This is a genomic window from Rhizobium rhizoryzae (genome assembly GCF_011046895.1).
Lineage (GTDB): Bacteria > Pseudomonadota > Alphaproteobacteria > Rhizobiales > Rhizobiaceae > Neorhizobium > Neorhizobium rhizoryzae.
On record NZ_CP049250.1, the window covers coordinates 2,196,302 to 2,216,942 of the forward strand.

Consider the following 20,641-nt stretch of genomic DNA (forward strand, 5'->3'; position numbering starts at 1 on the left):
TTTTGTCAGACAGGCCGATTTTGACGCAAGTGTGGAAAAGATAAAAATTCAGGGTGAACACGAGCTTAACGTGAACATTTTATTAGCCTGTGAACAAATCACAGGTCTGGGAGGCGAATGTGAAGCAATTTTCTGCGGGCCGTGGGCCGATCATCCATCTCGATCCGACAAGCGTCATGGATATCGGCAGCTGTATTGTCGCCAATACCGATATTGCACCCGGACGCGCCATTCCCGACGATGGAGATGCACGCATCGACCATTCGCTCGAAGGGTTTCTGTTCACCTGCGGGCCTGATCATATCCGCCACCCTGTTCCGATCGATGGCGATGCTTCGGGTAAGCGCTATCCGTTGCACGGATCCTTCTCCTCCCATCCGGCTGAAATCCTGTTCTGGGATGCGCAGGGAGACGAGGCGGAGTGCACGGCGCGCATTCCGGTTCAAACCGCCGATGGCGGCTCTGTCGTTCTCGACCGTCACTGGCGGATGAATGGCGCGACGGGGGAGGTCTGCCTTTCTGACAAGGTGACCAATGTTGGCGAGAAGCCCATAGCCAAGGTGCATATGTACCATATGAACATCGGGGCCTGGCTCTTCGATGACAATGTAAGGCTCAATGGCCAAATGCTGGAGGGCGGTGGCTTTCCATGGAATTTCGGGGGCGATCCGGGCGGGGTGTTCTGCGTACCAGCCCGTGCTGAAGGTGAGGATTGGGCAGAGGTGTCGCTCGGCCCGATTGCCAGCCTTGGCGGCGTGACGCTGCGTGTGAAGTTTCTGACCAGCACGCTTCCCTATCTGCAGGTGTGGAGAAATCAGAAGCAACCGGCGCATGTGCTGGGCATCGAGCCCGTGTCGCATCGTCTGGCAAGCCGCGAAGAATTGGCCCGCTCAGGAGAACTGGAGATGCTGAAGCCGGGTGAAAGCGCAGACTACGCGCTTCGCTTCAGTTTCGTTTGAACTGGTACCGCGATTGACGGGGGCGAGCCTGCGTCGTAATTGAAAGCCCAACATTTTCCAAGCCGGAGGCTGAACCATGGATATCCGCCAGATCAACGACGAGTATTCCGTCACAGGGCAGATTCTTCCCAGCGATCTCGACCAGATCAAGGCTCTGGGTTTCAAATCCATCGTCTGCAATCGCCCGGATGAAGAAGAGCCGGGGCAGCCTTCCTTTGCCGAGATTGCGGCGCGCGCCAAGGAGCTTGGCCTCGACATCGCGCATGTGCCGGTCGGTCGGATGGGTGTCGATGCGGAGGCGGTAAAGGGCATGGTGGATGCGCTGGATGAGTTTCCGCGCCCCATGCTGGGTTATTGCCGCTCCGGCGCGCGCTCGACTGCCATCTACGAGAAGAGCCTGCATCTGCGCGGCTGATTTCTGTTTACGACCTTCTGCAAGCTCAATCCATTGAGGAGCATATTATGAGCATCAAGCGTATCGAACCCGGCAAGCGCATGAGCGGCGCCGTCGTTCACGGCAACACGGTATACCTGGCTGGTCAGGTTGGTGAAGGCGCAAGCGTTACCGAACAGTCCAAGTCGGCTCTGGCTGAAGTTGACCGCCTGCTGGCCGCTGCCGGTTCGGACAAGTCCAAGATTCTTCAGACGATCATCTATCTGTCGGATATGTCCACCTTCGGTGAAATGAACGCCGTCTGGGAAAGCTGGATCGATCCGGCGAACCCGCCAGCCCGCGCAACGAGCGAAGCAGCTCTTGCCACGCCGGACTACAAGGTCGAGTTCATCGTCACGGCTGCGCTGTAATCAGCGCCTGACATATTGATTCAAAAGCCCGGTGGATCGGCTTGATCCGCCGGGCTTTTTCGTAATTCAGGACTGCCTATCAAGCAGAAGTCCTTCCGCGAGAGCTTTGAATGCCTCGATTGCCTGCGACAGCGAAGCCTGCGGATTTTCCTTGGCTGCGACCCACATGGCGGCGTTGAAAGCTGCGCCGCTGAGCAGGCGAGAAGCTGCTTCCGGATCGACCGGCCGCAGGATTCCTTTCGCGATCAAGCTCTCAACCGTGCGAAGCGTTTCTGCCAGACAACTGCTCTGGCTTGGCCAACGAGACGGATCACCTAATACAGCCGGTCCATCACGCAGCACGATCTGCTGAACCTCTGGTTCCAGAGCCATCTCGATGTAAGCCTTCGCCTCCAGAAGCATCGCATCCCAATCATTTTGCGCGGATGATGCACGTATCTTCGCTTTGGCGGCCATTTCTGAATCGATCTGATCCACGACGGCGGCCAGAAGCCCCCGTTTGTCGCCGAAGCTGTGGTAGAGAGCGCCGCGTGTAAGGCCTGCTTCGGCGGTTAATTCATCCATGGAAGCCTCGGCATAGCCCTTTTCCGCAAAGGCCTTCCGCGCTGACGCAAGCAGCTTTTTCCGGTTTTGTTCGGCTTTCTCAACGCGTGTTGCTGACATCCACCCTCTCTCACCTACGCTGCGTATCTGAATTGACATACGTCGCGTATGTAATTATCTTCTCACATACGAAGCGTATTTGAGGCGCTTGAAAATCGCAAGGAGTATGAGATGAGTCGACGTGAAGCTGTTTTTCCGGCAGAACGGCATGCACTGTATGAAAAGCATGGGTATTCCGCCGCCATCCGGTCCGGCGATCTGCTGTTTGTCTCCGGACAGGTTGGAAGCCTCGCTGATGGTTCACCGGAGCCAGATTTCGAAGCACAGGTCCGTCAGGCCTTCGCCAATCTCTCGGCGGTCTTGAAGGCAGGCGGTTGCAGCATTGACGATATTGTGGATGTCACGACATTTCATACGGACCCTGAAAACCAGTTTCCGACCATCATGTCCGTCAAGCAGGAAGTATTTCCGACAAAGCCCTATCCAAACTGGACTGCCGTTGGCGTGAACTGGCTGGCAGGCTTTGATTTCGAGATCAAGGTCATCGCCCGCATTCCGGGCGACAACTGAGCCTGTCGGGCTGCGGCATTCGCAAGTGCCGCAGCCACTGACACGTCAGGCTTTGTTTCTGATCTGCGTCAGCGTGCGAGTCGGCGTGATGGCTTCGGGCGACAGCATGACTTCGATGATGGCGGGCTTGCCGCTAGCGCGTGCCCGTTCGAAGGCCGGACCGAATTCATCGGTCTTCGAGACCCGCTCGCCATGGCCACCATAGGCTTGCGCAAAAGCGACGAAATCCGGGTTGACGAGATCAGTGCCGCTGACACGGCCCGGGTAATCGCGTTCCTGATGCATGCGGATGGTGCCATAGGTGCCGTTGTTGACCAGCACGGTGATGATCGGCAGACCATAGCGCACCGCGGTGATGAATTCCTGGCCGTGCATCATGAAGCAGCCATCACCCGCAAAGCAGATGACTTCGCGTTCCGGGAACAGCGCCTTGGCCGCCACGGCGGCAGGCAGGCCATAGCCCATGGAACCGGAGGTCGGGGCCGATTGCGTGTTGTAAGCCTGGAAACGGTGGAAGCGATGCAGCCAGGTTGCGTAGTTGCCGGCGCCATTGGTGAAGACAGCCGTCTTTGGCACATTGGCCTCGATCCAGTTCATGATCGGGCCCATCTGCACATCGCCCGGGCCGGTTTCCGGCGGTGTGGACCAGCGCAGATAGGCATCATGCATGGTGGCGGTACGCTCAGCCCAGGCAGGCTGTGCGGGCGCTTCCAGATCCTTGATGGCCGCCACGAATTCGGCAGGCGCTGCAACGATGGCAAGATCGGGGCGATAGATGCGGCCAAGCTCTTCCGGGTCAGGGAAGACGTGCACGATCTTCTGCGACGGGTAGGGGATGTCCAGCAGCGTATAGCCGGAGGAGGGCATTTCCGACATGCGGCTACCGAGCAGCACGATCAGGTCTGACTCCTTGATCTCCTTCGCCAGTGCCGGGTTGATGCCGATGCCAACATCGCCCGCGTAAGAGCTATGCGTGTGATCGAACAGCATCTGGCGGCGGAAGGAGCAGCCGACGGGCACGCGGAACCTCTCAGCGAAAGCCCGGAAATCGACGACCGCCTGTTCATTCCAGCGCGTGCCACCGATGATGAACATCGGGCGCTTGGCCTCGCGCAGCATTTCCCCGAACGCCTTGACCTGCGATTCGCCCGGGTGGCTTTCCACCGGTGTGTAGGGTCTGGCTTCCGGCGCGTCGACGACATCGCGCAGCATGTCTTCCGGCAGGGTAAGCACTACAGGGCCGGGGCGACCAGACGTGGCGACAGCGAAGGCGCGGGTTACAAATTCCGGGATACGGCGTGCATCGTCGATCTCGCCAACCCATTTGGCGAATTCGGTGAAGGCGCGGCGATATTCCACTTCCTGGAAGGCTTCGCGTTCACGCGCGTCGCGCTGAACCTGCCCGATGAACAGGATCATCGGAATTGAATCCTGCATCGCGACGTGAAGGCCAGCAGAGGCATTGGTGGCGCCCGGGCCGCGTGTGACCATGCAGATGCCCGGCTCGCCTGTCAGGCGGCCCCAGCTATCGGCCATCATTGCCGCGCCGCCTTCCTGACGGCAGATCATCACCTCGACGCCGCTGTCATAGAGAGCGTCGAGAACGGCGAGGTAGCTTTCGCCGGGAACGCAGGAAACCCGTTTGACGCCATTGGCCTTCAGCGCATCGACAATAAGTTGGCCGCCGGTCTTCATGCCTGTTTCCTCTCCTGTTTCTTTGCCTCAAGCTCTGCGAGGACTTCATCTGTGTGTTCGCCCAGTGCAGGGCTTGGTCTGTGATAGGTCAATGGCGTTTCGGACAGAATGATCGGCGTACGCACGCCGGGAATGACCGTACCATCCTGCGCAGCGAGATCGATCTTCAAGTCGCGCGCCTTGATCTGCGGATCGTCGAACATTTCGTCGATCGAATTGATCGGACCGGCGGGTACGGCATTCTCCCCGCAGGCGGCCAGCAGGTCCGCTTTCGTCCATGTATCCGTTTTGGCGATGACGGCGGCACGAACCGCCTCGCGGTTTGCCACGCGTGCCTTGTTGGTGGCAAAGCGCGCGTCTGCGCTCATGTCTTCGAGCCCCAAGATTTTGCAGAGCCGCGCGAACTGGCCGTCATTGCCAACAGCGAGAATGAGATGGCCGTCAGCAGTCGGAATCACTTCATAGGGGCTGATATTCGGGTGGGCATTGCCCAGCCGCACGGGCGCCTTGCCCGAAATGAGGTAGTTCATGTTCTGGTTGGCGAGGACCGCGGACATGACATCCAGAAGTGCCATGTCGACATGCTGGCCCTGACCGGTCTTCAGCGCATGGATGAGGGCCGCCTGGATGGCCGTAACCGCATAGATGCCGGTGAAGATATCGGCAATGGCAACGCCTGCCTTCATGGGTTCGCCATCGGGCGTACCGGTGATGGACATGAAGCCGGACATGCCCTGAACAATGTAGTCGTAACCCGCGAGGGCGGCATAAGGGCCGTTCTGACCGAAGCCTGTTATGGAGCAGTAGACGAGCTTCGGGTTGATGGCCTTCAGGCTCTCATAATCCAGGCCGTATTTCTTCAGGCCGCCGAGCTTGAAATTCTCGATGATGACATCGGCATCCTTCACCAGGTCCCGAACGATTTCCTGACCTTCCGGCGTGCTGAAATCGACCGCCACTGAGCGTTTGCCGCGATTGGTGGAGTGGTAATAGGCGGCAGAGAGGTTGTCGCCATTCACGCTTTCCACAAAAGGAGGCCCCCAGGCCCGTGTATCATCGCCGCCGTTCGGGTTCTCGACCTTGATGACATCTGCACCCAGATCAGCCAGCATCTGGCCTGCCCAGGGGCCTGCCAGAACGCGAGCGAGTTCAATGACGCGAATGCCGTGCAGAGGGGCGGCGTGGGGAGGTGAGGCAATCATGATGGGACGACAAGCTCCGCCTTGGCTGATGTTTCATCCATTCATAGCGGCGTCACGCGCAAACGACACTTGATTAAAAATCATGACATCATTCCAGTCGAAAGAGCTTGAATAGGCGCGGTCGGTCGAGAAAGCGTCGCAGACATCCAGTCGCTAAACTCCTGCATAGCCTCTTCGCGGCCGATTTCCTTCAGCGTCTCGTGACGCATCAGTGGATAGATGCGCTTGTGGACATTCGTGAAGCCAGCCCGTGCGAGACGGTGGGAGAGCCAGTCGATGGCTTTTGCCTTTTCCGTTGCGGGATCCTGTCCGCCTCCGACCAAGTGGAAGGGCAGGGCTTTTGGCAGTCTGGATAGAAGGCTCGCCTCCGTGCCACGGAAGGTCAGCTCGAACACATCAAGCCACATGGATATGCTGACATCGAAACCGCAAAGCGGATCGGCTTCGTAGGCTTCTACTTCGGAACGATCCCGGCTCAGCCAGTCTGCCTGAGTTTTAGAATCGGGCATGGATTTGCCCCAGGTCTCGAAGGTGAGCTTGGGCAAGATCAGGCTGGGGACATCCGAGCCCTTCAGCGCGCGTTCGGTCTTGAGAACCACTTGCGCCAGCCTCCCCATTGCGCCAACGGCGAAGTTGGTATTCCAGATGGCAATCCCGGAATAGGTGCGAGGGTGGCTTACTGCCGTATTCAGGGCAATGAGCCCGCCCATGGAGTGGCCGAAGAGAAAGATGGGTAGATCAGGATAGGCGGCTTTGGCGTGATCGGTAACGGCGGTCACATCGGCAATGACCTTCCCAATGCCATCCTCCTTCGCGAAACGGCCGACAGGAGCATCGGCGGCCTTGGTATGCCCATGCCCGCGATGATCATGCGCATAAACAGCAAAACCCTGTTGCGCCATGGCGCGCGCAAATTGCTCGTAGCGTCCTGAATGTTCGGCCAGTCCGTGGCAAATTTGAATCACGCCTTTGGGTTCGCCAACAGCCTGTTGATGCCGGAGCGCCAGATCTGCGCTAGTTCCGCTTTTCAGCCGCTCGATCGATTCGAACATGAACGTGCTATCTCCTCGCCGTCTTCCTGACTGTGAAGCCAGTTGTGACGGGAGTGCGTTCGGAAGGCAACGGGCATGTTTCGCACCAATCGTCCAAGCCTTTCGTGGAGAGCAGTTTGGGGCACCTGCGTCGCTGTGCCTTTGGCTGTTGCCCCTAAGGCCCATTTCGCTTACATAGCGGGCACTTTTCCCACACTGGCGCCGGAGCGATTGTCCCTATGGCACGTCAATTCATTTATCACATGGCTGGCCTCAACAAGGCCTACGGCAACAAGAAGATACTTGAGAACATTCATCTCTCTTTCTATCCGGACGCCAAGATTGGTATCCTCGGCCCCAACGGCGCGGGTAAGTCCACGGTTCTCAAGATCATGGCCGGTCTCGACAAGGAGTGGACGGGCGAAGCTTGGCTTGCCGACGGCGCCACTCTTGGCTACCTGCCGCAGGAGCCGCAGCTCGACCCGACCAAGACCGTGTTCGAGAATGTGATGGAAGGCGTTGCCGACAAGACGGCGATCCTCAACCGCTATAACGAACTGATGATGAACTATTCCGACGAAACGGCGGAAGAGGGCGCGAAGCTTCAGGACATCATCGACAGCCAGAATCTCTGGGATCTCGAAAGCCAAGTGGAAATGGCCATGGACGCCCTGCGTTGCCCTCCGGGCGATGCATCGGTCGATAACCTCTCCGGTGGTGAAAAGCGCCGCGTTGCGCTCTGCCAGCTCCTGCTGCGCAAGCCAGACCTGCTGCTCCTTGACGAACCGACCAACCACCTGGACGCCGAGACGATCGCCTGGCTCGAAAAGCACCTGCGCGAGTATCCGGGCGCCATCCTGATGGTTACCCACGACCGCTACTTCCTCGATAATGTCACTGGCTGGATTCTCGAGCTCGACCGTGGTCGCGGCATCCCGTACGAAGGCAACTATTCCGCCTACCTCAATGCCAAGGCAAAGCGGCTTGCACAGGAAGAGCGCGAGGAAGGCAGCCGCCAGAAGGCCCTTTCCCGCGAACAGGAGTGGATTGCATCGTCTCCAAAGGCGCGTCAGGCAAAGTCCAAGGCCCGTATCCGTGCCTATGACGAACTGGTGGCAGCAGCGGAAAATCGTCGTCCCGGCGAAGCCCAGATCATCATTCCTGTTGGCGAGCGTCTTGGTCAGGTGGTTATCGAGGCGGAAAACATCTCGAAATCGTACGACGGTCGCGTTCTGTTCGAAAACCTGTCGTTCAAGCTGCCGCCGGGCGGCATCGTGGGTGTCATCGGTCCGAACGGTGCCGGTAAGTCGACGCTGTTCCGCATCATCACCGGTCAGGAAACACCGGATTCCGGCGATATCCGTATCGGCGAGACGGTGCATCTCGGCTATGTCGACCAGAGCCGCGACTCGCTTGATGGTTCCAAGAATGTCTGGGAAGAAATCTCGGGCGGCAACGACATCATCAAGCTCGGCAAATACGAGATGAACAGCCGAGCCTATTGCGGCGCCTTCAACTTCAAGGGCGGCGATCAGCAGCAGAAGGTCGGCAACCTTTCCGGTGGTCAGCGCAACCGCGTTCACCTCGCCAAGATGCTGAAGGCTGGTGGCAACGTTCTTCTGCTCGACGAACCGACCAACGACCTCGACACCGAAACGCTGGGTGCGCTGGAAGACGCGCTTGAAAACTTCGCGGGCTGCGCTGTCATCATCAGCCACGATCGCATGTTCCTCGACCGTCTTGCGACCCATATTCTCGCATTCGAGGGCGATAGCCATGTGGAATGGTTCGAAGGCAACTTCGAGGATTACGAGCAGGACAAGATCCGTCGCCTGGGTGCAGACTCGGTCAATCCGAAGCGCGTGACCTACAAGCGTCTGACGCGTTAGTCTTGACTTAGTCGAGCGAACTTAACGTCGCTCGATAATCATGGATGATAATTCTTTAAAGGCCGCTATTCATGATCGAATAGCGGCTTTTATTGTTTTTCGTGGATTAGTTTTTATATGTCTATTTATTATAATATACAGTAATGCTGAATTTGTTATTTTTTGCTTTAAATAAATATCAATCTTAGAATTGTATATCCCTAAATTACACGTATTCAGCTTTCCGTTCTGGAAGCAGGAACACTTAGATGGGGGATGTACTGTTGCTGTCATTAAGGAAGCTTCCATTTCGAAAGGCGCTCGTTACATTGGCGCTGGTACCGCTTGCTGCTGTCGTGGGATTGGGCATGATGGTTGGCTTCAAGAGCTATCAAGAGTATGAGCGTCTTCAGCGAGCCCGGATCATGGCTGAGCTCGCCTATGCAGGCGGCGAGTTGATGCTGACGGTTCCCTTGGAGAGCATGCTCCCGCCATCAGAACGCCCGAAAACCCGGACCGTATCGGATGCCACATACAACAACATGATCGAGCAACTCGATCGTTTGAAGGCCTTGGGCTACAATGATGAGCTGACGCTGAGGCTGCGGTCAAATCTTGAGACAGCCTATTCAAGAATGTCGGAATATCGCCAGAAGCAGGATGCGGGTGATACAGACCCGCTTATGCCGCTGCGATATGCAAAGCCGGTTGTACAGGCTGGAATGGCCATGGCATCTCGTGCCGGTGGTCTCACCGACGACGTAGCACTTGCGCGTGATATTCGCGGCTATCATGCCTGGATGAAGGTCAACGAAGGTCAGCTTCTGTCTGGACGTATGGGGCAAATCTACATTCAGAAGCGCAGTTTCAGTAAGGTTGAACAGGCTCTTTTCGATGAGGGTTCCAATCAGATCCGCAACTTCGACCCTGACTTCCGCGCTTTCGTGTCCAAGCCTATCCAGGAGCGTGTCGATGCCTTCTTCGCATCGCCCGATGGCAAGGTTTTAACAGACATATATGCGGCCATGGCAAGCCTGGAAGACTATAAGGGCAAGCCCGAGGTTTATGATGCTTTTACCGAAGCTACCGGCAAGCGAACTCAAGTCATCGCCGGCTTTCTTCGTGAAAACGGTCAGAACCTCATCAAGGGTGCCGATGCGCGGTTGAATGCCGCCTGGTTCTCGATGGTTGCCATCATCTCGGGCGTTGCAGCGTTCGTCGTTCTGGTCATTGCTCTTGGCGTTCTGATTACCCGCAGTCTGTCGTCTTCGATCCTCGGGATCAGTAAGTCGATGACGGTACTGGCCGAAGGTAACACCGCAGCAGCCATTCCCTACACGGACCGTCGCGACGAAATCGGCACCATGGCGCATTCGGTCGAAGTGTTCCGCCAGGCGGCTCTGCGCAATGCCGAGCTGGAAGCGGAAGCCGACGGAAACCGTGCTCGCATGGAAGCCGAACGGGCGACATTGCAGGCGGAGGCCGAACGGGAGGCAGACGAGCGGCTTCGCCAGGCGACTGGCGCACTGGCCGCGAGCCTTCGCCGACTGGCCGGTGGCGATATGCTGTGCGATATTCATCAGCCTCTTGCGTCACAGTTTGAAAGCCTGCGTGCCGACTTCAACTCCTCCGTGGCTCAGTTGCGTGAAACGCTCAAGGCAGTCGGTTCGACCGTCACTGTCGTTGCAGGAGGGTCTCGCGAGATTTCGGACGCCTCCGACAATCTGGCGCGTCGTACGGAGCAGCAGGCCGCTTCGCTTGAGGAGACGGCAGCGGCCCTTGAACAAATCACGGCAAACGTCACCTCGACATCGCACCGCACCATTGAGGCGCGCGAGGTTGTCCGCCACGCCCGAAATCAGGCGGAGAAGTCAGGAAGCGTGGTGCGCAATGCCGTGACAGCGATGGAGCGTATCGAGCAGGCCTCGCGTCAAATCAACCAGATCATCAGCGTTATTGACGAGATCGCATTCCAGACCAACCTGCTTGCCCTGAATGCAGGCGTCGAAGCGGCGCGAGCCGGTGAGGCCGGGAAGGGCTTTGCGGTTGTTGCGCAGGAAGTTCGAGAGCTGGCCCAGCGTTCCGCGAATGCGGCAAAGGAAATCAAGGGACTCATCGCCAACTCTACCGCTGCTGTCTCCGAGGGTGTGAAACTTGTCAGCGATACAGGCCAGGGCCTGACAGCGATTGAGGAGTTGGTGCTGACGATCAACACCCACATGGACGCGATTGCGACCGCTGCGCATGAACAGTCAAGCGGTCTGGCTGAGGTCAACACCGCGGTCAACCATATGGATCAGGCAACGCAGCAAAACGCAGCGATGGTGGAGGAAATGAACGCCGCTGGCGCAGGCCTTGCGGGTGAAAGCCATAAATTGCATGAGTTGATCGCGCGCTTCCAGCTGGTTCAGGCGGGTCCGGGTACGTCATCAGGTTCTGCCTTGCGTCAGGTCGCGAAGACCATGCGGCAGCCTTCGGCATCGGCAATCCGAAGTGGCGCCGCCGTTTCGGCAATGGGATCGCCAGCAACCGCCTCACAGCATTGGGAAGAATTCTGATCTTTGACGGAAGCAGCGAACATGGGCGGATGGAAGGGTCCGCCCATGCCCGTTTGGAAAATTAGGCTTGTCATCCTCTGCAATGTCACATAAAGATATCTTTATATCTTGATTGTGGTGGATGCGTAATGACCTTGGGTCTCGAAAAGCTGGTGGACGTGCTGAAGACGACGGGTGAAACCACCCGCTTTCGTCTGCTCGTCCTGCTGTCGGCAGGGGATCTGACGGTCAGCGATATGACCGATATTCTCGGGCAGTCGCAACCACGCATTTCGCGCCATCTGAAGCTGCTGTCGGAAGAGGGGCTTATCGAGCGCTACCAGGAAGGCGCATGGGCGTTTTTCCGGTTGAGCCACGAAGGGGAGGCGGCAGCTGTGGTTCGTCAACTGCTGGGGGCCGTCGATCTGTCGGATCCGGTTCTGGTGCGCGATGGCGAGCGGCTTTCGGACGTAAAGCGGGAGAGAGCCGCGAGAGCACAGGCCTATTTCAGCCGTAACGCTGCCGAATGGGATGAGTTGCGTCGCCTGCACGTGAGTGACGAGCAGGTGGAAAAAGCGCTGGCGCACTTGATTGGTGACGCGCAGATCGATTCTCTGCTCGATCTCGGCACAGGCACCGGCTGGGTACTCCAGCAGCTTCATGCACATTATCGGCGTGCCGTCGGAATTGATGCCAGCCGCGACATGCTGGCTGTTGCCCGCGCCAATCTCGATCGGGCGGGTATTCTGAAGGCCTCGGTTCGGCACGGCGATATTTTCAACCTGCCAGCGGAAGCGGGCGACTTCGACCTCGTTACCGTCCATCAGGTTCTGCACTTCCTGGATCAACCCGAAAAGGCCGTGACGGAGGCAGCACGCGTGCTGCGGAGTGACGGTCGTCTGCTGATCGTGGATCTGGCACCGCATACGCTGGATTATCTGCGCGAAGATCATGCCCACGTTCGGCTCGGTTTCTCGCACCAGACGGTTCAGGAATGGCTGGAAAAAGCGGGTCTCGTCGTCGAAGACATTCTGGACCTCAAGCCTGTCGCGACCAAAGGCACGCCTGCACTGACAGTGACGATCTGGCTCGCGCGTGCCCGGAGCGGCGCAGAACCAGCCGCTTCTTCCAACACCTATGACATACTGAAATCGGAAGCCGCCCAATGACACATCCGGTCCGCCCCGCGCATGACTTTCGCCTGTCTTACGAATTCTTTCCGCCGAAATCGCCGGAAATGGAGGAGCAGCTTTGGCAGACTGTGGATCAACTGGCGCTCTTCGAGCCGGAGTTTGTATCCGTGACCTATGGGGCAGGCGGAACTACCAAAAGGCCCACCTTCGCCACGGTCGAACGCCTCATCTCGAAAACGAACCTGCCGACAGCTTCGCATCTGACCTGTGTCGATGCAGATCGTGATGAGACGCATGACGTCATCAATGAGCTTCGGGCGATGGGCGTGAAGCATATCGTTGCCTTGCGCGGCGATCCGTCCAGCGGCGTGGGCACCGCCTATGTGCCGCATCCGCATGGTTATGAGAATGCGGCAGCGCTTGTCGCGGCCCTGAAGGCGGAAGGTGGTTTCGAAATCTCCGTCTCTGCCTATCCGGAAAAGCACCCGGAAAGCCGGGACGTGAACGCCGATATCGAGATGCTGAAGCGGAAGGCGGACGCAGGTGCAGATCGCGCGCTGACGCAGTTCTTCTTCGATAATGACGTTTTCGAGCGCTACATGGAGCAGGTACGCAAGGCAGGGATTTTGATCCCGGTCGTACCCGGTATCATGCCGATCCAGAACCTGACGCAGCTCAAGCGCTTTGCTAGCCGCTGTGGTGCCGGTATTCCGGCCTTCCTCGATGCTCGGTTCGAGGGTCTGGACGACAAGCCGGAAGAGCGCGCCAAGGTGGCCGCAGAGGTGGCTGCTGAACAGATCCAGGATCTGATGCGACGTGGTCTGGACGAGTTTCACCTCTATACGATGAACCGCGCACCGCTGGTTTCCGCAGTCCTGACCAATCTTGGACGATTGCCAAAGGAAAAGGCCCAGACCGGGGCGGCGGCCTGAGCCTTGTTATAGGTGAGGCGCGGCTGCTGCCGGGCCTTCACTTTCCGTGAATGCGCTGCTTTGCACGCAGGAACCAATGTCGATCAGTTACCAGTTTCAGGTCGTCATGGGCCTTTGGGCCCGCTTCGATATCCAATAAGGCAGAACCGCAACAGCCTGCCGACAGTTCACATGAATAGCATCGACGCCACAAATACGAACGCTGCACCGACGAGAAGGGCATTGAAGGAATAGGTGCGTCCCATGTCTGCCTCCTTGGTTTAACGAGTCAAAGATGAGGCATTTGCGTTGAGTTTCAAAGTAAATAATGTGCTGCAATGCGGCGTGAACGACAGGTTAAGGCCCTGATTAAACGTATCAGCAATTTGATTTTGCTCTATAAAATTCGTTAGCGATTTTGGTGTGCAAAGCGTTAATGCTCGCGTCGACACTGTTAAAAATCGTCATATTTCGTGACTTTTATTGCGCTGCAAGAGCAGAAGTTCAATGAAAATCAGGGCCGCTGACGACAGAACATTCAGCGGCCCGACTGATTTCAAAGTGCGTCAAGCAGGGACTGAGTCGGCCAGCCATCAGCGGGTAAGCCCAGACGTTGTTGCTCCTTTTGAACGGCGACGCGCGTGCCGGATCCGAGAATGCCGTCGATCTTGCCGACGTCATGACCACGGGCCTGAAGCTTGGTCTGCAGTGCCTTCATCGTCGCATCATCCATGCCGGGTTCCGGGTTGCCCTTGACATAGGTTGGGGCGCCCGAGAGGCGCGTGGCGAAATAGGCAGCCGACGTCGTGTAGATGAACGACTGGTTCCATTTCAGGTAGATGCCGAAATTGGGATAGGCAAGGAAAGCCGGTCCTTTGCGCCCCTGCGGCAGGACAAGCGCCGTCGGCAGATTGCCAAACTTCGTATTCCCATCACGCGGCTTGACGCCAAGCGCGAACCATTCTGAGGCCGGGATTTCATTTCCGAGGCCGGACTTTTCCCAAGGCAGATTTTCGGGCAGTTCAACTTCCTGCAGCCAGGGTTCGCCAGCCTTGAAGCCCATGCCCTTGATGAAGGCAGCAGCTGTCAGCACGGCATCGGCGGAACTGGTCTTGACGTTGATATGACCATCGCCGTCTCCATCGACTCCATAATGGATGATGTCGTCCGGCAGCATCTGCACCTGACCGATCTCACCTGCCCAGGCGCCGGTGTTGGTCGTCGGGTCAAGATCGCCGTGCTGCACCATCTCGATGAGGGCGATCAACTGCTTGCGGAAGATCTCGGGACGACGGCAGTCGTGAGAGAGGGTGACGAGAGCATTGCGCGTGTTGAAGTCGCCCTGAACGGCGCCAAAGTCTGTTTCCATGGCCCAGAATGCAGTGACAACACCCGGCGCTACGCCGAATTCCTTCTCGACGCGATCAAAGACCGGTGCCATCTGCTTGAGTTTCTGACGCCCGATATCGAGGCGTGCCTGGCTGACGGTGCGCTGTGAGAATTCCAAAAAGGTCTGACGGAAGACGCCTTGGGCACGATCGCGCGCAAGAACCTTCGGGTCGATCTGGGCACCGGCGAGAGCCTTGTCGGCGGCTTCTGCGGGCACGCCCTTGGCGATCGCCTCAGCCTTAACGTCCTTCAGGAAGGCAGCCAGATCGCCGCCGCAGGCAACCGCAGGCTTTGCCTCCTGCGCCAGCGCAGTGGTGCCCATGAGAGCGGTAAGTGAAGCAGCGAATGCAGCACGGCGAAACAGGGGAAAAGACATTGGGAAACCTCGTACGGACAGTCCCCGCCATGTCGGTAATATTTGTGACCAAACAAGGGCAGAGCGCAATTTGACCGCGTTACAACAGGTCACCGGTTGCAGTTCAAGCCCTTATTTCGAAACGGATGCCACCCAGGCATGCCAGTTCTTCTCGGAGCCCGAAAAGACATTTATATCCGTCTTGCCCGGAACCCCCGGTACGACACCTGTCGAGGTGTATTGCCAGAAGGACCAACGCCGTGAGTCGTAGATCTTCTGCGGATGGGCGGCAACGGAGCGGACCCAGAAATGATAATTCTGGAAATGCCCGACCAGATTGTCGCGGTGGAAATCGACGGATGTGTAGATAATGGGCTTCTTGCCGTAATGCGCTTCCAGCCGATCCATGAAACGCTGCATGACCTTGCGAACAGTCTCCGGATCGGGGCGCGTCTTGCAGGTTGGCGAGGCAGGGTTCCACTCAACGTCGATGACGGGTGGCAGAAGCGAAGCGCGCTTCGGCACATTCTGGATGAACCAGTCCGCCTGCTCATCCGGCGTGGAGCAGAAGTAGTAGAAGTGATAGGGCGCGTGCGGTATGCCGGCCGTGGACGCGCCCTTCCAGCTTGCCTCGAAGGCCGGATCGATCATGTCCTTGCCTTCGGTTGCCTTGATAAACGCGAAGGATACGCCCGACCGTTTCGCAGTCTGCCAATCGACATTGCCATTCCACTTGGAGACGTCGATGCCATGGACCTGATGGCGGTCCGGATGGTTGCTGCCGAAATCCTGCGGGTCCAGATCCTGAAACTTCGGCTTGCGGATCGCCGTCGTCTCTATCAGATCGAAGCTGGCGGATGTGCAGCCGGAAAGAAGAAGAGCCGTGGCCGCAAGGGAAAGCAAAATGCGAGACATGGGGTTCCGTCTGGTTCGCGCTCAGGATTTCGTCCGGCTTGCCGCGCAAGACAGAACAGTCATTCCTAATTAACCATAACGTCGTAAATTTTTCATGAGCGCAAGAGGGCGCTCAAGCGGGTTTATCGCAAACGCGGCGCCGAACGATGATGTGCCAAGCATAGCCCTGATACAAGCCTTCCACCATCATGTCCGCGCCGAAGCGGCTCAGTCTTTCCTCGACCGCCTCAGCCAGATTGGCACGGGGCGTGACATGGAAACGTTTCAGCCATGCCTGAAGCGCCTTGCGGAACCAGGCCGGAAGATGCTCCTGCTGGCCGAAATCGATGATGTGAAGCGATCCGCCTGGCTTGAGCGCTGCGAGAGACGCTTCAATCGAGGTCTCCCATTCGGGAATCATCGAAAACGCATAGGAGATCAGGATGCGATCAAAGCCTGCATCTTCGCCGAATTCCGCTGCGGAAAAGCGAGCCGCGTCTGCGATCCGCAGGTGTGGTTTGTTTCCCAGATGTATGAAAGCCTTCGTGGTCGAGGCCAGCATCTCCGCCGATATATCGAGGCCGAAGAGGCGGGCTTGCGGATAATGTCTGTCCGCGAGAACGAGATTGCGGCCCGTTCCGCAACCGACCTCCAAGAGGCTGCCGTTTGAGGGGATCTGAAGCTGTTCGATCGCCCTGTCGCGGCCGAGCAGATAGTATTTGCGTGTCAGGTCATAGATGTGCCGCTGATAGCGATACATGCGATCCATGCGTTGCGCATGATCGCCCAGCGGCTGCGAGAGGTTTTCCAGAGGTGTCACGCGGACCTCACATAGATATGGAAGCCGCCATAGATCGCGGAACGATCCTGAAGGTTCAGCGCGTGAGACCTCTCTTCCAGATAGGTCCATTGTGCGCGTAACGCCGGAGAAAGGCGGCCTTCAATGATGCTCTTTTCTGCCGCTGTTCGAAAAATCACGCGTGCGCCGCCGGTTGCCGTGCGCGAGATCTCCGTCCACAGATCGTTCAATTGTTGATCAGTCATCCAGTCCTGCGCATCCAGAAGGACATAGCGGTCCACTGAGTCTGCAGGCTTCGACGCCAGAAGCTCCGTGAAGGTGGCGTGGTGCACCTGCACACGGTCCACATTCTCGCGGATCGCGGCATGGTTCTCGGCCTTCAGATAGGTTGGCAATGATCCTTCATCGCCAGTTGGATAGCGCCGCATGAAGGCCTGCCAGGCGAAATAGTTGTCTTTCAGCGGGAAATGACAGGCGAGCTTTTCCAGCCGCTGGCGCAGCACCGGCGCAATGGAACCATCCGTCGCAATGCTTGCCAGTTCATCATATTGCTGCGGCGGAATGCCAAGGCCGAAGAGTGAACTCTTGCGGCTGGTGAGCCACTTGATCAGCGGCTTGTCAAAGAGCGGCGCGATCCGGGTATCAAAGACATGACGCTGCTCGCGCAGCGATTTGGCGTTTGCCAGTTCCGTCAACTGCACGCAGTGCAGCCGTGCAAGCAGATGGCCAACAGCGATAAAGCGACCGAGAAGCCCTGTCCGGTAGATGTTGCGCTCGAACACTTCGATGCGACGCTGGCCGTTCCAACGGCGTTTTTGCCAGTAGGTGCGGCTGGTCGCGTCAAGGTTCTGTGCGATAACCCTGTCGAAGGCTTCGACATTGCCCGAGACATTTTCCATGGCAAGGAAGCGAACGACGTCTGAGTGGCCGGGGAGAGAGCGGAAGGCCGCAAGCTTCAGCCGGTTCAATGCGATATGGTGTGGGTTGAGATCGACGACATCGATCGAACTCGGGTGGCGTGACAGGTAGGCAAGCATGTTGCAGCCGCCGGAGCCGATGCAGACGATGGAGTGGCCCGGCGACAATTCCATACCGGCCATATCCACATCCGGGTCTTCCCAGATCTGCGGGTAGACGAGCCCGGAGAAAAGCAGGCCAAAGAGGCGTTCCGACAATCCGTTTCGGGAAAGCGCCTTGTGTTGAAGCAATGCGTTTTTCAGCTTCCCGTTTTTCAGGAAACCGGCATCCGGTACCAGTTCTGCCATTTGCGAATCCCGCCTCATGTGGAATTCACATGGCTGTAGACGGGGGCTGCTACAGTTTCATGACGATGCTAAAAGGCCATCAAAAGACGATTGGGAGTTTGTTGTGATATTCTTGAAGCGAATACTGAAGTGGACCTGTTTGGCTATCGTCTTGCTGCTGGTGGGCGGGTATGCGTGGCTTTACGCCCGTCCGCCGGAACTTCTGCGCGTCGGTGCCGGATACGCAGCCAAGATCATCTGCTCGAACGTCTTCATCGCCAACCGTGATGCGGATCTGGTGCTTGCCGATGATGTTCAAGCGCCCGGCCACCCGCTTCTCAAACTGATGAGCGCGACTGTCGACCGGGAACGTCAGACAGTCACGACTTCGCTGACAGGTGGCATTGCCAGGACTACTGCGGAATATCATGCCGGCCTCGGTTGCCGCGTTCTCCCTGCGGGCGCGAAGGTCGTTCCGCTGCCGGTGATTGCGGAAGCGCCAAAGCCCGCGCCGGACTCGTCTCTCCTGTGGCCGCAAGGTGGCGCGGTGCAACTTGACCCCGCAGTGCAGGATGTTCTTGCTCGCGAAGATCTCGCTGGTCCGGGCGCGCGGGCGATCGTCGTGATCCGGGACGGCCGTCTTGTCGGGGAGCGCTATGCGAAGGGGTTCAGCCCCCAGACCCCGCTTCTCGGATGGTCCATGACCAAGACCGTGAATGCAGCACTTGTGGGCATCGCCATGGGGCAGGGCGCCATGAAGCTCGATGATGCCGCTCTCTTTGCGCAGTGGAAGAACGATACCCGCGCAAGTATCCGTGTTGCCGATCTTCTTTCCATGGAAGATGGCCTGGCCTTCAACGAGAATTACGGCAATGTTTCCGACGTGACGCGGATGCTCTATCTGGAGTCGGACATGGTGTCGTTCATGACGCAACGTCCCGCAGCAGCGCCACCGGGTACAGTGTTCACGTATTCCACCGGCTCTCCGGTGCTGTTGTCGCGGCTTTGGATGGACCATCTGGGCGATACGGCCAAGGCACTTCGCTTTCCCCAGAAGGCGCTGTTCGACCCGATTGGCATGAGCAGTGCGGTTATGGAGGTGGATGCCGCAGGGACCTTCGTTGGCGGATCCTATCTCTATGCCACGGCGCGTGACTGGGCGCGGTTTGGTCTGCTGCTGGCGCAGGATGGAGTCTGGAACGGTAGCCGGATCCTGCCGGAAGGTTTCACCGCGCTGATGGCAAAGCCAAACAACGCTTCGGATGGGCGGTATTCACAGGCACAGACTTGGCTTCCGAAAGCGCCGGATGGAACCTCTATCCCTGCAGGCTGGTTCCGTCTCCAGGGACATGACGGACAGACGATTACCGTCATTCCCGCCACGAGCACCGTGATCCTGCGCATGGGGCTGACCCCCAGAAAGCTCGACTATAGCCCCAACGCGCTGGTGGCAGCCGTTCTGGCTCTGCGTTGAAGTCCATAAAAGCAATTCGGCAACCGTTCGATTGAGCGGTTGCCGGTAGAAGCCGTAGACTGCGATCTGTCTCGAGGATTACTGGATAACGTCCAGCATGTCCTTGCGCTTGGCATCGTAGTAATAGCCGCGCGCATACATCTTGATCGCGTCGTCGGAGTCGTTTTCAGACACCAGCCAGGCACCGCGAAGATATTTGATGGCGTATTTCAGGTTGGTTTCCGCATCGAGCAAACCATCCGGCGTCCCGGCATAGCCCATGGACTTCGCGGTGGAATACTTGATCTGCATCAGGCCCCAATAGCCGCGCTTGTTGTAGGCGCGCGGGTCATACTTGCTTTCACGGTGAACAACGCGGTGAACAAGCGATTCCGGCACGCCGTACAGACCGGCATAACGACGGATGAGAGCATTGAGCGTTGGCGTGCTTGCTTCTGCCGTCGGCGGGATCGGCGCACCGGGCGCTGGCGGGAAGAAGTCACCTGCCATCCCGGAGCCCGGACGAACCGGGCCGGCGAATGCCACCATGTTAGACGGTGTCGACGTCGTCAGTCGCGGACGCGGCGTTGGGATTGCCGTGTAGGCCGCGGTCATTTCGGGCGGAAGTGCTGCAGGAACGACCTGGGCCGTTTGTGCGGAGGCTGTGAGAGCTGCGGGCGACGAGACGGGTGCAGATGCACTTCGCTCAGCCGTCGCCATATTGATGGCCTGGAGGCCACCATTCTTGTCGATCGACGTTGGCGCAACCGCGAGAGCCTGCGGATGTGCTGCAGCAGGGAAGGGCTGCTGCTTTTCAGCAAGCGATGCGATGACGGAGTCGTTTTGAGCCTTGATGGCGGATGCACCGGTTGGCAGAGCGATCTGGTGAACACGGCCACCCTTTTCCGCAACCTGCGTGGTCATGCCAACTGGAACGGCGACCGGTCCCTGCTGCTGCATCGCTGCCATCTGATCGGTGCCGACGCGGCCGCCCTTTTGCGCGGCGCCTGCATTGGTTGTCATGGCGGTAACGGAAGCTTGTGCGCCTGAAGGAGCGGCCTGACCATTTGTCGGGGATGCTGAGACTTGAGCGACTTGCGGCTGGGCCGCAGCAACGTCTGTCTTGGCCGGTGCATTGGATGCTGTCTGCACACTGGAGCAACCAGAAACTGCTCCGCAAACCGCTGCCGCAAC

18 protein-coding genes are annotated in these 20,641 nt (G+C 58.1%); 9 read left to right on the plus strand and 9 right to left on the minus strand.

Translation table 11 applies throughout. The features are described 5' to 3' along the window. Positions 1-119 precede the first annotated feature (119 nt). From G6N80_RS16495 to G6N80_RS16505, 3 genes are all read left to right on the plus strand, one after another. Positions 120-959, plus strand: coding sequence for a DUF4432 family protein (locus G6N80_RS16495; protein WP_165135384.1), 840 nt, complete (start codon positions 120-122; stop codon positions 957-959). A gap of 76 nt (positions 960-1,035) precedes the next feature. Then, positions 1,036-1,374, plus strand: coding sequence for a protein tyrosine phosphatase family protein (locus G6N80_RS16500; RefSeq protein ID WP_062554115.1), 339 nt, complete (start codon positions 1,036-1,038; stop codon positions 1,372-1,374). Between the two features lie 47 nt (positions 1,375-1,421). Continuing rightward, a complete protein-coding gene (locus tag G6N80_RS16505; protein WP_062554116.1) occupies positions 1,422-1,763 on the plus strand; it encodes a RidA family protein in 342 nt (113 codons plus the stop codon). Between the two features lie 66 nt (positions 1,764-1,829). Here the strand turns inward: G6N80_RS16505 and G6N80_RS16510 are convergent, their stop codons facing one another. Beyond that, positions 1,830-2,426 carry a TetR/AcrR family transcriptional regulator gene (locus tag G6N80_RS16510; RefSeq protein WP_062554117.1) on the minus strand — a complete coding sequence of 199 codons (597 nt, stop codon included), beginning with the start codon at positions 2,424-2,426 and terminating at the stop codon, positions 1,830-1,832. A gap of 111 nt (positions 2,427-2,537) precedes the next feature. On the opposite strand from G6N80_RS16510, the gene G6N80_RS16515 reads away from it, so the two are divergent. After that, positions 2,538-2,936 (plus strand): RidA family protein, encoded by a 399-nt coding sequence (locus tag G6N80_RS16515; protein WP_165135387.1) that lies wholly within the window; start codon positions 2,538-2,540, stop codon positions 2,934-2,936. Positions 2,937-2,981: 45 nt separating this feature from the next. On the opposite strand, the gene G6N80_RS16520 is transcribed toward G6N80_RS16515, so the two are convergent. The 3 genes from G6N80_RS16520 to G6N80_RS16530 all read right to left on the minus strand — a co-directional run bounded on the left by G6N80_RS16520 (position 2,982) and on the right by G6N80_RS16530 (position 6,885). Beyond that, positions 2,982-4,631 carry a thiamine pyrophosphate-binding protein gene (locus tag G6N80_RS16520; RefSeq protein WP_062554119.1) on the minus strand — a complete coding sequence of 550 codons (1,650 nt, stop codon included), beginning with the start codon at positions 4,629-4,631 and terminating at the stop codon, positions 2,982-2,984. Next, a complete protein-coding gene (gene caiB, locus G6N80_RS16525; RefSeq protein ID WP_165135390.1) occupies positions 4,628-5,833 on the minus strand; it encodes a succinate--glutarate CoA-transferase in 1,206 nt (401 codons plus the stop codon). Before caiB ends, G6N80_RS16520 begins: the two co-directional genes overlap by 4 nt. Before the next feature lie 80 nt (positions 5,834-5,913). After that, entirely contained in the window at positions 5,914-6,885 is a 972-nt protein-coding gene (locus tag G6N80_RS16530; protein ID WP_165135393.1) for an alpha/beta hydrolase, read from the minus strand. Positions 6,886-7,103: 218 nt separating this feature from the next. On the opposite strand from G6N80_RS16530, the gene ettA reads away from it, so the two are divergent. The 4 genes from ettA to metF all read left to right on the plus strand — a co-directional run bounded on the left by ettA (position 7,104) and on the right by metF (position 13,334). Beyond that, a complete protein-coding gene (ettA, locus tag G6N80_RS16535) occupies positions 7,104-8,753 on the plus strand; it encodes an energy-dependent translational throttle protein EttA (RefSeq protein ID WP_062554122.1) in 1,650 nt (549 codons plus the stop codon). A gap of 248 nt (positions 8,754-9,001) precedes the next feature. After that, the gene (locus G6N80_RS16540; protein ID WP_082547142.1) at positions 9,002-11,290 is read left to right on the plus strand and encodes a methyl-accepting chemotaxis protein; all 2,289 of its coding nucleotides are present in this window, start codon (positions 9,002-9,004) and stop codon (positions 11,288-11,290) included. 128 nt (positions 11,291-11,418) lie between these two features. Continuing rightward, positions 11,419-12,438 carry an ArsR/SmtB family transcription factor gene (locus tag G6N80_RS16545; RefSeq protein ID WP_082547143.1) on the plus strand — a complete coding sequence of 340 codons (1,020 nt, stop codon included), beginning with the start codon at positions 11,419-11,421 and terminating at the stop codon, positions 12,436-12,438. Beyond that, entirely contained in the window at positions 12,435-13,334 is a 900-nt protein-coding gene (metF, locus tag G6N80_RS16550) for a methylenetetrahydrofolate reductase [NAD(P)H] (RefSeq protein ID WP_062554123.1), read from the plus strand. The genes G6N80_RS16545 and metF overlap by 4 nt, the downstream gene beginning before the upstream one ends. Before the next feature lie 535 nt (positions 13,335-13,869). Here the strand turns inward: metF and G6N80_RS16555 are convergent. The 4 genes from G6N80_RS16555 to G6N80_RS16570 form a co-directional block, all read right to left on the minus strand. Next, positions 13,870-15,024, minus strand: a complete 1,155-nt coding sequence (locus G6N80_RS16555; protein ID WP_246251507.1) for a lytic murein transglycosylase — start codon at positions 15,022-15,024, stop codon at positions 13,870-13,872. Between the two features lie 165 nt (positions 15,025-15,189). Beyond that, positions 15,190-15,972: a glycoside hydrolase family 25 protein gene (locus G6N80_RS16560; RefSeq protein WP_165135399.1), complete on the minus strand. Its 783-nt coding sequence runs from the start codon at positions 15,970-15,972 to the stop codon at positions 15,190-15,192. A 112-nt stretch (positions 15,973-16,084) separates the two neighbouring features. After that, positions 16,085-16,720 (minus strand): class I SAM-dependent methyltransferase, encoded by a 636-nt coding sequence (locus G6N80_RS16565; protein WP_165137137.1) that lies wholly within the window; start codon positions 16,718-16,720, stop codon positions 16,085-16,087. Positions 16,721-16,767: 47 nt separating this feature from the next. Further along, a complete protein-coding gene (locus G6N80_RS16570) occupies positions 16,768-18,015 on the minus strand; it encodes a BtaA family protein (RefSeq protein WP_165135402.1) in 1,248 nt (415 codons plus the stop codon). 139 nt (positions 18,016-18,154) lie between these two features. On the opposite strand from G6N80_RS16570, the gene G6N80_RS16575 reads away from it, so the two are divergent. After that, entirely contained in the window at positions 18,155-19,468 is a 1,314-nt protein-coding gene (locus tag G6N80_RS16575; RefSeq protein WP_246251423.1) for a serine hydrolase domain-containing protein, read from the plus strand. Positions 19,469-19,546: 78 nt separating this feature from the next. Here G6N80_RS16575 and G6N80_RS16580 read toward each other — a convergent pair whose 3' ends face one another. Then, complete coding sequence (locus G6N80_RS16580; RefSeq protein ID WP_246251424.1) at positions 19,547-20,599, minus strand: transglycosylase SLT domain-containing protein; 1,053 nt, start codon at positions 20,597-20,599, stop codon at positions 19,547-19,549. Between the last annotated feature and the right edge of the window lie 42 nt (positions 20,600-20,641).